General features: G+C 43.1%; 13 protein-coding genes and 2 riboswitches. Of the genes, 10 read left to right on the forward strand and 3 right to left on the reverse strand.

From position 1 onward, the window contains the following. Positions 1-87 precede the first annotated feature (87 nt). Positions 88-178, forward strand: a riboswitch (glycine riboswitch). A 3-nt stretch (positions 179-181) separates the two neighbouring features. Then, positions 182-262, forward strand: a riboswitch (glycine riboswitch). Between the two features lie 85 nt (positions 263-347). Genes gcvT through gcvPB form a run of 3 tightly spaced genes read left to right on the forward strand, consistent with a single transcriptional unit; the run spans position 348 to position 4281 of the window. Next, positions 348-1448: a glycine cleavage system aminomethyltransferase GcvT gene (gene gcvT, locus A8F95_RS02720; RefSeq protein WP_065409115.1), complete on the forward strand. Its 1101-nt coding sequence runs from the start codon at positions 348-350 to the stop codon at positions 1446-1448. Positions 1449-1469: 21 nt separating this feature from the next. Continuing rightward, on the forward strand, positions 1470-2816 hold the full coding sequence (gene gcvPA / locus A8F95_RS02725) for an aminomethyl-transferring glycine dehydrogenase subunit GcvPA (RefSeq protein WP_065409116.1): 1347 nt from the start codon (positions 1470-1472) through the stop codon (positions 2814-2816). After that, on the forward strand, positions 2809-4281 hold the full coding sequence (gene gcvPB / locus A8F95_RS02730; protein ID WP_065409117.1) for an aminomethyl-transferring glycine dehydrogenase subunit GcvPB: 1473 nt from the start codon (positions 2809-2811) through the stop codon (positions 4279-4281). The genes gcvPA and gcvPB overlap by 8 nt, the downstream gene beginning before the upstream one ends. Before the next feature lie 40 nt (positions 4282-4321). Here gcvPB and A8F95_RS02735 read toward each other — a convergent pair whose 3' ends face one another. Further along, positions 4322-4642 carry a rhodanese-like domain-containing protein gene (locus A8F95_RS02735; RefSeq protein ID WP_049666608.1) on the reverse strand — a complete coding sequence of 107 codons (321 nt, stop codon included), beginning with the start codon at positions 4640-4642 and terminating at the stop codon, positions 4322-4324. A 211-nt stretch (positions 4643-4853) separates the two neighbouring features. On the opposite strand from A8F95_RS02735, the gene A8F95_RS02740 reads away from it, so the two are divergent. From A8F95_RS02740 to A8F95_RS02755, 3 genes are all read left to right on the forward strand, one after another. Next, positions 4854-5690, forward strand: coding sequence for a lipoate--protein ligase family protein (locus A8F95_RS02740; protein WP_065409444.1), 837 nt, complete (start codon positions 4854-4856; stop codon positions 5688-5690). 317 nt (positions 5691-6007) lie between these two features. Continuing rightward, on the forward strand, positions 6008-8569 hold the full coding sequence (locus A8F95_RS02750) for a vitamin B12-dependent ribonucleotide reductase (protein WP_065409119.1): 2562 nt from the start codon (positions 6008-6010) through the stop codon (positions 8567-8569). A 230-nt stretch (positions 8570-8799) separates the two neighbouring features. Next, on the forward strand, positions 8800-9672 hold the full coding sequence (locus A8F95_RS02755; RefSeq protein ID WP_065409120.1) for a patatin-like phospholipase family protein: 873 nt from the start codon (positions 8800-8802) through the stop codon (positions 9670-9672). A gap of 10 nt (positions 9673-9682) precedes the next feature. Here the strand turns inward: A8F95_RS02755 and A8F95_RS02760 are convergent, their stop codons facing one another. Together A8F95_RS02760 and A8F95_RS02765 are read right to left on the reverse strand one after the other, a co-directional pair. Next, a complete protein-coding gene (locus A8F95_RS02760) occupies positions 9683-10045 on the reverse strand; it encodes an SA1362 family protein (RefSeq protein WP_077247181.1) in 363 nt (120 codons plus the stop codon). Between the two features lie 46 nt (positions 10046-10091). Further along, a complete protein-coding gene (locus A8F95_RS02765; RefSeq protein ID WP_065409121.1) occupies positions 10092-11036 on the reverse strand; it encodes a DUF1385 domain-containing protein in 945 nt (314 codons plus the stop codon). A gap of 136 nt (positions 11037-11172) precedes the next feature. Between A8F95_RS02765 and A8F95_RS02770 the strand changes: the two genes are divergently transcribed. The 4 genes from A8F95_RS02770 to efp all read left to right on the forward strand — a co-directional run bounded on the left by A8F95_RS02770 (position 11173) and on the right by efp (position 13838). Next, positions 11173-11682 carry a YqhR family membrane protein gene (locus A8F95_RS02770; RefSeq protein WP_065409122.1) on the forward strand — a complete coding sequence of 170 codons (510 nt, stop codon included), beginning with the start codon at positions 11173-11175 and terminating at the stop codon, positions 11680-11682. Between the two features lie 67 nt (positions 11683-11749). Beyond that, positions 11750-12181, forward strand: coding sequence for a type II 3-dehydroquinate dehydratase (gene aroQ, locus A8F95_RS02775; protein ID WP_065409123.1), 432 nt, complete (start codon positions 11750-11752; stop codon positions 12179-12181). A 16-nt stretch (positions 12182-12197) separates the two neighbouring features. Beyond that, the gene (locus A8F95_RS02780; RefSeq protein ID WP_065409124.1) at positions 12198-13259 is read left to right on the forward strand and encodes a M24 family metallopeptidase; all 1062 of its coding nucleotides are present in this window, start codon (positions 12198-12200) and stop codon (positions 13257-13259) included. A gap of 21 nt (positions 13260-13280) precedes the next feature. Then, positions 13281-13838 (forward strand): elongation factor P, encoded by a 558-nt coding sequence (efp, locus tag A8F95_RS02785; protein ID WP_065409125.1) that lies wholly within the window; start codon positions 13281-13283, stop codon positions 13836-13838. Positions 13839-14158: the final 320 nt, after the last annotated feature.

The raw sequence follows: 14158 nt of genomic DNA on the forward strand, positions 1-14158 counted from the left end.
TTATGTCATTTTGCAAAAAAGCGAATATTGTTGATTTACTCTAATCCGATGTTCATAGTATGCCCATTTATTAACTAAATATAGCGAATGAAGGCGAGGGGAGAGACTGTTTATACAGCGCCGAAGGAGCAAACAAGCTTTTTGTGAATCTCTCAGGCAAAAGAACTCTTGCTGGACGCGACTCTGGAGAGCGTTTCGTTAACGAAACCACCAAAGAAGACAGCCTGTTTACCAGGTTAAACTTTCAGGTTCAAGGACAGAGAACAACTTGTAAAAGCTGTTCTCTGTCTTTTTTTATGCAAAAATAATGGGCTGAACCGCAGGAAGACAATGAAAGGGGTAGGGAAATGGGAGAATTAAAGCGCACACCATTGTTTGAATCGTACCAGCGATCTGGAGCAAAAACGATTGATTTTGGAGGATGGGAACTGCCTGTTCAATTTTCAAGTATTAAAGAAGAACATGAGGCTGTCCGCACAAAGGCAGGGCTTTTTGATGTTTCTCATATGGGAGAAATTACAGTAAAGGGAAAAGACTCCTTAGCCTTTCTGCAAAAAATGATGACGAACGACTTGTCAAAGCTCCAGCCAGATCAAGCAATCTATACGATTATGTGTAATGAAAAAGGCGGAGCTGTCGATGATTTGCTCGTCTACATGCTAGCTGAAGATGATTATCTACTTGTTGTGAATGCAGCGAATACAGATAAAGATTTTGATTGGCTGAAGAAGCATCAAGCAGGAAATATAGAAGTTGAAAACGTATCAAAAGACTGGGCACAACTCGCCATTCAAGGTCCAGCTGCTGAAGGAATCCTGCAAAAGCTAGTGACTGATGTGGATTTAAGTGAGATTAAGCCTTTTAAGTTTAAGCAGGAAGTTAGAATTAACGGGATACCAGCTCTTGTATCAAGAACTGGTTATACAGGAGAAGATGGCTTTGAGATTTATAGCCGAAGTGAAGATGCCCCTAAGCTATGGGAAGATCTTTTAGAGGCTGGCAAAGAAGACGGTCTTCTTCCATGCGGACTCGGTGCGCGCGATACCTTACGCTTTGAAGCGAACCTTGCTTTATATGGACAGGAGCTAGCTGATGATATTTCACCACTTGAAGCAGGCTTAGGTTTTGCAGTAAAGACAAACAAAGAGGACTTTATTGGCCTAGAAGTGTTGAAAGAGCAGAAAGAAAATGGTCCGAAGCGGAAATTGATTGGTCTTGAGATGATAGATCGGGGAATTCCTCGTCACGGCTATCTTGTTTTTTCCGGTGAAGAAGAAGTGGGTCATGTAACGACAGGTACTCAATCACCAACGTTGAAGAAAAATATTGGTCTGGCTTTAGTGAAAGCAGAGTATGCGGTACCTGATCAAGAGCTGCAAGTAGAAATCCGCGGCAAAAAATTAACAGCTAAAACAGTAAGACCACCATTTTATAAACGCTCAAAATAAGAAAGAGAGAAGGGGAATATAATGAAGCATCGTTACTTGCCGATGACAGAAACGGATAAAAAGGAAATGCTTGCAACAATAGGTGTCCAAACGGTAGATGAATTATTTGCCGACATTCCTGAAAAAGTACGTTTTCAGGGATTATACAATATTAAAGAAGCAAAAGCAGAACCAGCGTTGAAAAAAGAATTAAGCGCAATGGCTGCTAAAAATATCAATGCGAAACAATATGCTTCCTTTTTAGGGGCAGGTGTATATGATCACTATACGCCGTCTATTGTAGACCACGTTATTTCTCGTTCAGAATTTTACACAGCTTACACACCGTACCAGCCGGAAATTTCCCAAGGGGAACTGCAAGCGATCTTTGAATTCCAAACGATGATTTGCGAATTAACAGGTATGGATGTAGCGAACTCTTCTATGTATGACGGAGGCACAGCGTTGGCGGAAGCAGCTATGCTAAGCGCTGGCCAGACGAAAAGAAAGAAAGTACTCGTATCAGAAACGGTTCATCCAGAGTCACGTGATGTGTTAGCGACTTACGCAAAAGGCCAAAACATTGAAGTAGTGGTAATTCCACACAAAAATGGAGTAACAGACATTGATCAGCTAAATGAATTAGTCGATAACGATACAGCAGCTGTAATCGTTCAATATCCTAACTTCTTCGGTGCGATTGAGTCACTTTCTGAAGTAGAAAAAGCGGCTCATGACGCAAAAGCCATGTTTGTTGTTTCTTCTAATCCACTTGCTCTTGGTGCACTGACACCTCCAGGGAAATTTGGTGCTGATATTGTGATCGGTGATGCTCAGCCATTTGGCATTCCGGCTCAATTTGGCGGACCGCACTGCGGATATTTTGCAGTAACGAAAAAGCTGATGCGTAAAGTGCCAGGCCGTCTCGTTGGCCAGACGCATGATGATCAAGGACAACGCGGCTTTGTATTGACACTGCAAGCACGCGAGCAGCATATCCGTCGTGACAAAGCGACTTCTAACATTTGCTCCAATCAGGCACTTAACGCTCTTGCAGCCAGTGTAGCTATGACAGCTTTAGGTAAAAAAGGTGTACGTGAAATCGCGACACAAAACTTGCAAAAAGCATTTTTTGCTAGAGAGACGTTAAAGCAAAATGGAGTAGAAGTCTTGTTTGACGGACCTATATTTAATGAATTTGTTATTCGTCTCAATAAACCGGTAAGAGAAGTAAACCAAAAGCTGCTTGAAAAAGGCATTATTGGCGGTTACGACCTTGGTCTTACTTACGATGGCCTTGAAAATTGCATGCTCGTTGCTGTGACAGAACTGCGGACGAAAGAAGAAATTGAACTTTTTGCAAAAGAATTGGGGGATAGCCATGAATAAGAAGGACCAAGAGCTTATTTTCGAATTGTCTCAACCAGGGCGGATTGGCTATAGTCTGCCTGAATTAGATGTACCAGAAGCAGATTTGTCTGTCCTTTTGCCTGCAGGATATTTACGTGAGGAAGAGCCGGAACTTCCGGAAGTCTCTGAACTTGATATTATGCGTCATTACACAGCGCTATCAAATAGAAACCATGGTGTGGATTCTGGATTTTATCCGCTTGGTTCTTGTACGATGAAATACAACCCGAAAATTAATGAAGACGTTGCTCGTTTTGAAGGTTTTGCTCATGTGCATCCCCTTCAACAAGAAGAAACTGTACAAGGAGCAATGGAGTTATTGTACGACCTTCAAGAGCATTTAAAAGAAATTACAGGCATGGATGAAGTGACATTACAGCCAGCAGCAGGAGCTCAGGGTGAGTGGACGGGATTAATGATGATTCGTGCTTACCATGAAGAAAACGGGGACTTTAATCGTACAAAAGTAATTGTACCGGATTCTGCTCACGGTACAAACCCAGCCTCTGCTACAGTTGCCGGCTTTGAAACGGTAACGGTGAAGTCTGGGGAAGACGGCTTAGTAGATTTAGAAGATTTAAGACGGGTAGCGGATGAGACAACTGCAGCGCTCATGCTGACAAATCCAAATACACTTGGCTTATTTGAAGAAAATATTTTAGAAATCGCTGAAATTATTCACGGTGTCGGCGGCAAGGTGTATTATGACGGCGCCAACTTAAATGCCGTTATGTCAAAAGCCCGTCCTGGGGATATGGGATTTGATGTGGTTCACTTAAATCTCCATAAAACATTTACGGGTCCTCACGGCGGCGGCGGACCGGGTTCTGGTCCAGTCGGCGTGAAGAAGGATTTAATTCCTTACTTGCCAAAACCGGTTCTAGTGAAAGAAGAAGGCGTCTATCGTTTCGATTATAACCGCCCGCAGTCCATTGGCCGCGTAAAACCGTTTTACGGAAACTTTGGCATTAATGTTCGCGCTTATACGTATATCCGCTCAATGGGCCCAGACGGCTTAAAAGCGGTAACAGAATATGCGGTATTAAACGCTAACTATATGATGCGCAGACTTGCTCCTTATTTTGACTTGCCGTTTAACCGTCATTGTAAGCACGAATTTGTACTCAGCGGAAAACGCCAGAAAAAGCTTGGGGTGCGTACGCTTGACATTGCTAAGCGTCTGTTAGACTTCGGTTTCCATCCACCTACAATTTACTTCCCATTAAATGTGGAAGAATGTATTATGATCGAACCGACTGAAACAGAGTCGAAAGAAACGCTAGATGCTTTCATTGACGTTATGATTCAAATTGCGAAGGAAGCAGAAGCTAACCCAGAAATCGTTCAAGAAGCGCCGCATACAACCGTCATTGGCCGTCTTGATGAAACAGCAGCAGCTCGTAAGCCAGTTCTTCGTTACGAGCGGGAATTGCAGAACGCTTAAATGTTTACAATAGAAAAACTGCCTCGGAGGAGGCAGTTTTTTACTTGCTTTTTACTTTTCCAGTCCAGCCTTTGAACCCGCCTTGTAAGTGATATAAATCGCGGTAGCCTTTTTTGTACAATGTTTGAGCAGCTCTGCCGCTGCGCAGGCCGCTTTGGCAATACAGATACACGGGCTTGTCCGGACGAATTTCCTTCATGCGCGTTTTCATTTGTGTAAGCGGAATGTTGCGTGCGCCTAAAATGTGACCCGCTTCAAATTCGTTCGGTTCACGGACATCAATGAGCTGAGCTTTGCGGTACCCTTTAATGAACTCTTCCTGGGAGAGCGATTTGACCGCTTTTTTCTGGGAAAAATACATATATAAAGTATACAGAATGATGGCGCCTAAAATGGCAGCTATTGTATAAAGCAATGGATACACCCCTTCCTAGTAAACATGCACTGATTTCTATTATAAACGTGGCTGCGGGAAGAATCAAAAGAAATAAACGAGCGATAACTCTTTGTTTTTGTCTCTGCTTTTGATACACTAAGTGGGTGAATTTATCATGAAAAAGGCGGCAATCACCATGAAAAAAGAGATTTGGAGATTTGTTGATTCCGGCCGGCAGACGGCAGAATTCAATATGGCAATGGATGAGGCGCTATTAGAATGGCATAGCGAAGGAAAGATCCCGCCTGTGATTCGTTTCTACGGCTGGGAACCAGCAGCGTTGTCAATTGGGTATTTTCAAAAAGCAACAAAGGAAATTGATTTGGAGGCTGTTAAACGGCATGGTCTTGGCTTTGTCCGCCGTCCAACTGGCGGTAGAGGCGTGCTTCATGAACATGAGTTAACGTATAGTGTCATCGTTACGGAGGAGCATCCAAATATGCCAGCAGGGGTGACAGAGGCATACAGAGTGATATCTGAGGGAATCTTAAAAGGGTTCCATCACCTTGGTCTAGAGGCTTATTTTGCAGTTCCGCGGACAGAAGAGGAGAAAGACAGCTTGAAAAACCCGCGCTCATCTGTTTGTTTTGATGCGCCAAGCTGGTACGAACTCGTCGTTGAAGGCCGAAAAGTAGCAGGAAGTGCCCAGACGAGACAAAAAGGTGTTATTTTGCAGCACGGCTCCATCTTGTTGGATCTAGATGAAGATAAGCTGTTCAGTTTATTTACATACTCGAATGAACGGGTAAAAGAGAGAATGCAGCGGGCATTTAAAAATAAAGCCGTTGCCATTAACGATATTAGCCCAAATAGAGTGACTTATGATATGGCAGGCGAAGCATTCAGAAAAGGGTTTGAGGAAGGTCTTGGAATTGAGCTTGAACCGTATGAATTTACGGCAGAAGAACTAGCCTACATTGAGCGGCTTGCGAAAGAAAAATACGCTTCAGATGAATGGAATTTTAAAAGATGAATCATCAAGCGAAAGAGAAGCTAGCCTTTAGGCTTGTTCTCTTTTTTTGCGGAAAAAAGAAGAAAGCTACGTGAAGGCCGAGCACGAAAAATTTTCTTGTATTGGTAATATCGTTGTTTTCCCTAGTTTGATCGCGTTTTTATGTCGGAAGGCGGTCGTTTGTCAGCTTGACAAAAAAATGTTTTTAACTCAATATATAGTAATGTATCAAGAAAAACAAACACAATATATTGTGTTTGTTGAGTTTTTAGTCAGAATACATGGGTATAGAATGTTTAAATGACTGTGAAATATGTAGAAGAAAAGGAGCTGTGATTATGTCTGTTGCGTCACAAAAGAATATGTCCCTCAACATTGACAGATTGAACAAAGACATCAGCGTCTTCCCTCAAGTTCATCCTGTCACCCCTGATATGAAAATCACTCACAAAGGGGTTTCACGTCTTGTTATGATCGACCGCTATTCGTTTAAAGACACAGAGAAAGTCACGTTAACGGAAGGCGATTTTGTTGTGTTAACGATTAAAGAGGATCCGAAGTTTCCAGCGAGAGGTGTTGGCTTTATTACCAGCATTGACTGGCAGGAGAAAAAAGCCGAAGTACTTGTGGATGAAGAATTCCGCGGTGCATTAGATGATGCGGAAGAACAAGAAACAGGCCTTATCCGCCGTCCTCTTGATGTGATTGAAAAGCCTCTAGAAATTTACTACGAGCAAATTGCTAAACGAAACGCAACAGGCCTCGCTTCTGTAGAAAAAACGGAAGAAAAGCGTAAAGAGTGGTTCGAGAAATTTTATCAAGAGCTTGTGAACTTAAACTTTATTCCAGCGGGACGCGTTCTTTATGGAGCAGGAGCACAGACGGATGTAACGTATTTTAACTGTTACGTTATGCCATTCGTTCCTGATTCACGCGAAGGCATTTCTGAACATCGCAAGCAAGTGATGGAAATTATGAGCCGCGGCGGCGGTGTTGGCACGAACGGTTCTACCCTTCGCCCACGCAACACACTCGCTAAAGGCGTCAACGGAAAATCATCCGGATCCGTTTCCTGGCTTGATGACATTGCGAAATTAACGCATCTTGTTGAGCAGGGTGGATCTAGACGTGGTGCCCAAATGATCATGCTAGCGGACTGGCATCCAGATATCGTAGAATTTATCATTTCCAAAATGCAAAACCCGCGTATTTTACGCTATTTGCTTGAAAATACAGAAGATGAACAAATCAAAAAAGCGGCGAAGGACAAGCTGAACTTCAAGCCGCTCACTGAACGCGAAGAAGCCATGTATCAAGGAGTGGTAAATTACAAAAACATTCCGGGCTACGGCGGTTTCAGCGCTGAAATTATTAAAGAAGCAGAAGAGAAGTTAAGAACAGGCGGAACGTACACAGTTCATAATCCTGAGTTTTTAACAGGTGCTAATATTTCTATCTGCTTAACGAAAGAGTTCATGGAAGCGGTCGAGAAAGACGCGGACTATGAATTGCGTTTTCCGGCTGTTGAAGCGTACAGCAAAGAAGAGATGGCCTATTATAACGAAAACTGGCACAAAGTCGGCGATGTACGGGAGTGGAAAAAGCAAGGACATGCCGTGCGTACATACCGTAAGATCAAGGCGCGTGAATTGTGGAACTTGATCAACATTTGTGCGACCTACTCTGCTGAACCAGGTATTTTCTTTATTGATAATGCGAATGACATGACGAATGCAAAAGCATACGGCCAGCAGGTTGTAGCAACGAATCCGTGTGGAGAGCAGCCTCTCGCACCATTTTCTGTCTGTAACTTGGCTGCTGTTAACCTGGCAGAAATGGCAGATAAAGAAACAAAAACGGTTAATTTTGAAAAGCTGAAAGAAACAGTCCGTACAGGGGTAAGAATGCAGGATAATGTTATCGATGCAACGCCTTACTTCCTGGAAGAAAATAAAAAGCAGGCACTCGGTGAACGCCGTGTCGGTCTTGGGGTAATGGGTCTTGCTGATCTATTAATTTACTGTGAGAAAGAATACGGTTCGCCTGAAGGTAACGAACTAGTAGACAAAGTGTTTGAAACGATTGCGACAACAGCGTACAGAGCTTCTGTGGAACTGGCAAAAGAAAAAGGCAGCTTCCCATTCCTTGAAGGAGAAACAGAGGAAGAGACTAATCGTTTGCGCCAGGCATTCATTGAAACAGGTTATATGAAGAAAATGCCGGAAGATGTTCGCGAGTCGATTATTGAAAACGGCATTCGCAACTCTCATCTCTTAACTGTGGCGCCAACGGGATCCACTGGAACGATGGTTGGAGTATCTACCGGTTTAGAGCCTTACTTCTCCTTCACGTACTACCGCAGTGGACGTTTAGGGAAATTTATTGAAGTGAAGGCAGACATCGTAAAAGAATATTTGGATCGTCATCCAGAGGCAGATCCGAACCAATTACCGGAATGGTTTGTAACGGCGATGAGCCTTGCCCCTGAAGCGCATGCTGATGTTCAGTGTGTAATCCAGCGCTGGATTGACAGCTCCATTTCGAAAACGGTAAACGCTCCGCGCGGCTACACAGTGGAGCAAGTAGAAAAAGTGTACGAGCGTCTTTACAAAGGCGGCGCTAAAGGCGGCACCGTATACGTAGACGGCAGCCGTGACTCTCAGGTCTTGACATTAAAAGCAGAAGAAAATAGCTTTGATGAACAAGAAGAATCAAAACCGAAAGAACATGAGAACCATGTCGTGCTCGTGGATACGATTCAAGAAATCCGCTCGACCAATGTAACGATCGGCAGTGAAGTAGGAAATACTTGTCCTGTTTGCCGCAAAGGAACAGTAGAAGAAATGGGCGGCTGCAATACATGCACAAACTGTGGCGCTCAGCTTAAATGCGGTCTATAAAAAGTAAACATTTCCTATATAACAGCTCCCGGAAGTCAATCCGGGGGCTGTTTTTTATAGTTTTAGTACAAATTTTTCTAGAGTGGATCATAAGTGAAAAACATAGCACTCGTTCCCTGAACGCGGAGAAAAATACAGTTCACCTCCCCTCAACTTGTAAGATTTTCGTCTAGGCCAAGCTTTCTCTGATTACACATATAAGAAGAAAGGGAGAGAGGAGAGAAAAGGACATGTATATTGACGGGGTTTTTTCCGGGGGAGGGATTAAAGGCTTTGCTCTTATTGGCGCCTATGAGGCCATTGAAAGTAGAGGATTAAGATTTGCGAGATTAGCAGGCACGAGCGCTGGCGCCATTATGGCGGCCTTAATCGCAGCTGGGTATACGAGCGTGGAATTAAAGAGAGTGATCAAAGAAGTAGAGGGAAAACAGCTGCTTGATGATACATTATTTGATTTGCCATTTGTCCGGTGGTTAAAGATTTACTTCACACTTGGCTTGTATAAGGGAAAGAAGCTGGAGCAGTGGATTGATGGCTTGCTTATGCAAAAGGGGATTCGGACATTTGGCGATTTGGCACCTGAAGCATTACGGGTCGTAACGTCGGATATTACGAACGGCCGAATCCTCACATTGCCCGACGACTTGCCTTCCTACAGAATTAATCCACATACCTTTCCGATTGCTCGGGCCGTGCGGATGAGCTGCACGCTTCCTTATTTTTTCCAGCCGGTCAAACTGTCTGTGCCACATGGCAAGGCGCTTATATTGGACGGCGGCATGCTGAGCAATTTTCCTCTCTGGCTGTTTGATGAGGAGAAAAAGCAAAAACGGCCAGTGCTCGGTATAAAATTAAGTACAAGAACGATGAGGATGCCGAGACAGATCAATACGGGAGCAGATCTGTTTAGCGCGATGTTTCATACGATGAAAGATGCGCACGATGCAAGATACATTTCGAGAAGGCATGAACGAAATATCGTTTTTATTCCCGTGGAGGGTACAGCCGTGACGGATTTCGACTTATCAGACGAAAAAAAAGACGCCCTCATTCAAGTAGGGCGCAGTTATACAGAGGCATTTTTAAAGAGATGGTGCTATTAACAACCGGGGGTTAAGAGGACGCCCGGTTGTTTTTTTTACCTTTTCTTCCGTCAATGACCTTTAAGTGATTCGCTCTTTTTCTACGGAAAGGTTTTTTCTTTTTCGAAGAAACAGATGAGGAAGAGGAAGGTTTTTGGTGCTTTTGCAGCCGTTTCTTTGATTCTTTCGCTGCTTTTGCAAACGCCTTGTCTTCTGAACCACCGCCAAGTCGCTTTTGAATGACAAGACGGTAAATAAAATAAATAACTACAGCAGTAACCGCAAGAATAATGAGCTGCCTTGCTAAAGCTCCAGGTGAGTAAAGCAACATGGAAATTAAACCAATGGCAGCGAGTCCCATGAGTGTATAGGCAATGACTGACCGGATTGTCAAAAAAGCCACCTCCTAACGAGCTGTTAAATAAGCTGTTATTTACATATTAGACAATTTCCTCTGTACTTAATCCCTTTTTCGTGCTTTCTTCCATTTCTAGCAACTTCTCAAATGAAGCGATCGCTACTTCTACTTGATCATCTTCCGGCTCCTTCGTTGTTAAGAGCTGCAGCCACAGGCCAGGATAACCTAAGTAACGAAGAACAGGAACATCCCGAAGTTTGTTTGTTAGCTGTAAGACTTCAAATGAGATGCCGAGAACAACGGGAATAAGAGCCACCCTGTTGAGTACCCTAACGTAAAGCGGGTCTGTTGGAACGAGCATATAAACAAAAATCCCAACAATGACTGTAAATAAAATAAAACTAGACCCACAGCGGTAATGGAGACGTGAAGCCGCCTGCACATTTTCCACTGTTAACGGGTGCCCGCTTTCAAAGGCATTGATTACTTTATGCTCAGCTCCATGATATTGAAACACTCGTTTGATGAGTGGAGTTAAGGAGATTAAATAAATATAAACAAGCAGGAGAACCAGCTTGAAAAAGCCTTCAACTAGAATTTGCGCAAAGTCGCCTGAAAAGATGGGGCGGGTAAGTTCAGCAAGAAATACTGGAACGAGTGTAAAAATAAACTTTCCGAATAAAAAAGATAGAATACCAATAGCTGCTACACCGAGGACCATCGTCCATTTAGATGGTTCGGCCTCGTCATTTAGTTGTCCGTCATCTTCAGGATCTACATCATACCGCTCCTGCGCAAAATTTAAATGTTTAGAACCGGTTGCGGCCGAATCGAGGATGGCAAAAATCCCCCTCAAAAAAGGAACTTTCTTTAATTTTTGTAAAACAGGTTTTGGCGTTCTTGGCAAATGAAAGAATTCGATGGAACGATCTTTCCGGCGAATGGCTGTCACCGTATGATGCTTTCCCCCAAACATGACGCCTTCTACTAGGGCCTGCCCGCCGTAAACCGGCTTTTGCTCACTCATCTTATACCCTCTTTCGTAATTAACAGATGTAAAAACCTTCTATATACATATTCTATCCCTTATTAAGCAAAAATAAAAGCTGAATCACTTCGTAATCGTATTTTGCCTATTTTGACTCATTTTTTGGAGGTGCACAATGGAAAATAGACAAGGAAAAGAACAAAAAGCTCAATTTCCTTTAAGTTATGCATTAGTGATCGGGTTGTTTGGAGGGCTCATCTGGGGAGGGCTGGCTCAATTTGCTGCTTACTTTCATTTTATGACAATAGACATTAATGCGGTCGTCAAATATGTAAATCTGCCAAAAATTCAAAGTGGCTTTTGGCGAGTAGCAGCCGGCATGATTTTCCACACGGGTGTGTCTATCCTCTTAGCCATCGTTTATTATTTCTTGTTAAAGAAGAGCAAAACCATTTGGAGTGGTGTTCTGTTTGGGGTAGCCCTTTGGATTTTTTTATTTGTGATCATTCATCCTTTGTTAGCGAGCATTCCCTCCTGGCAAAAACTCAATGCTAACACCTTATCGACAACACTTTGTTTACTTATTCTCTACGGCTTATTTATTGGGTATTCTATTTCCTACGGATATGAACAGCATCTCTTAAGGGAAAAGAGGTTAAATGCTTGGGAAAACGCAAACGGGTAAGTAGTTTTAGTTAATTTAAATATGTTAAAATATTCATGTAACTATATTTGGGAAGCGGAGAGATTACATGAAAAACATTCTCTTACTAAACGGGCCGAATCTAAATCGGCTTGGCAAACGAGAGCCGGAAGTGTACGGTCATGAAACGCTTGAAGACTTAGAAAGCCGGATCATGGCCAAAGGAAAAGAGTTGGGCATAAGTGTCAGTGCGTTTCAATCTAATCACGAAGGGGAATTAATTGACAGACTTCACTTGGCTGCAGATGAAGAAATGGATGGTATCATTTTTAACCCGGGAGCATTTACTCATTATAGCTATGCTATTCGAGATGCGATAGCAGCGATTTCAGTTCCTGTTATTGAGGTGCATATTAGCAATATTCATAGTCGTGAGCCATTTCGGGAGCACTCTGTTATAGCGCCTGTAGCGGCTGGACAAATTGCTGGTCTCGGTTTTATCGGGTACGAATTGGCTTTACAGGCACTTATACATAGATGAGGGAAGGGAGAAACTAATGAGTAAAGTAGATAAACTGCGTGCGCAAATGAAAACAGTGGGAATAGATGGCCTGCTTGTGATGAGTCCCTATAATCGCCGCTATGTGACAAACTTTACCGGCTCTGCGGGAGCAGCTCTTATTTCTGATGAGAAAGCTGTATTCATCACTGATTTCCGGTATGTAGAACAGGCTGGAAAACAAGCGGAAGAGTTTGAGATTGTTCAGCATAAAGGAACGCTGTATGAAGAAGTGGTGGCACAGGCGAAAAAACTAGGTATAAAGCGGCTTGGATTTGAAAAAGCGTACACGACTTTTCAAACTTATGAAACCCTCAAAAGCCTCTTTAAAGAAGAATTAGTGCCGGTCAGTGAATTGATTGAAAAATTGCGCTTGATTAAGGATAATTCAGAGATTAAGATATTAAAGGAAGCGGCCGATATTGCTGATGCTGCCTTTAAACATATCATTGAGTTTATCAAGCCGGGAATGACCGAACTAGAGGTTTCCAACGAGCTGGAGTTCTTTATGAGAAAATGGGGAGCAACTTCTTCTTCCTTTGATACGATCGTAGCTTCCGGCAAACGATCCGCTCTGCCTCATGGTGTAGCGAGTGATAAGGTGATCGAAAAAGGCGATATGGTGACATTGGATTACGGAGCTTATTATAAAGGATATGTTTCCGATATCACCCGGACCGTTGCAGTGGGAGAACCATCTGAACAAATGAAGGAAATTTATCAGATTGTGCTGGATGCCCAGTTAAAAGGGATGGAGCAGATCAGAGGCGGCTTAACAGGAAAAGAAGCGGATGCTATTACTCGCGATTATATTACTGAAAAAGGATATGGGGAGTACTTTGGCCATTCAACCGGTCATGGCATCGGGCTCGAAGTTCATGAAGGGCCGGCACTTTCCTTCCGTTCTGATACGGTTCTGAAACCGGGAATGATTGTGACAGTTGAACCGGGTATTTACTTGCCAGGGGTTGGCGGTGTACGTATTGAAGATGATACGTTAATCACAGACACAGGCAATGAAACGTTCACGCATTCCACAAAAGATTTACTTATTCTTTAAGGAAACAGGAGGAAATACAACATGATTTCAGTAAACGATTTTCGTACAGGTTTAACGATTGAAGTAGACGGCGGTCTTTGGCGTGTAGTCGATTTCCAACACGTTAAGCCTGGTAAGGGAGCAGCTTTTGTTCGTTCTAAACTGCGCAACTTACGTAATGGCAGCATTCAAGAAAAAACATTCCGTGCAGGGGAAAAAGTTGAAAAAGCACAAATTGACCACCGTAGAATGCAATATCTCTATGCAAATGGTGATCAGCACGTGTTCATGGACAATGAATCTTATGAGCAAATTGAATTGCCTGCTTCCCAAATTGAACATGAGTTGAAGTTTTTAAAAGAAAACATGGAAGTTTCCATTATGATGTACCAAACAGAGACGCTTGGAGTCGATCTTCCAAATACAGTAGAATTGAAAGTTATTGAAACGGAGCCAGGTATTAAAGGCGACACAGCTTCAGGCGGAACAAAGCCAGCAACAGTTGAAACAGGCTTAACCGTTCAAGTGCCATTCTTCGTGAATGAAGGAGACGTTCTTGTCATTAATACAGATGATGGCAGCTATATTTCCCGTGCTTAAAAGCAAAAAGGACTGTTCCTTTTGAGGGCGGTTCAGAGTGTAGACAAAGTCTATGTTTAATTCCTCAGGCTAGTTGAAAACGGTTGTCTTTCGAGGCGCGAAACTTGACAAGGAGCAGAGTGGCCATCAAGGTCATGAGCACCGCAGGCAGGCGGGCAACGAAGAAAGCGAGCATTTGACAACAGCCTGGACCGTTCCTTTTTAGGAACGGTTTTTTTATTTATAGAGAAGATTTGCCAGCGATAATGAAATGGCCGGATGATTCCGGCCATTTTTTCTTTTAAGAAAATAGAGTCGGCATATCTTGAAATTCAGCACAT

It is taken from the genome of Pseudobacillus wudalianchiensis, assembly GCF_001685015.1.
GTDB classification, from domain to species: Bacteria; Bacillota; Bacilli; order Bacillales; family Domibacillaceae; genus Pseudobacillus; species Pseudobacillus wudalianchiensis.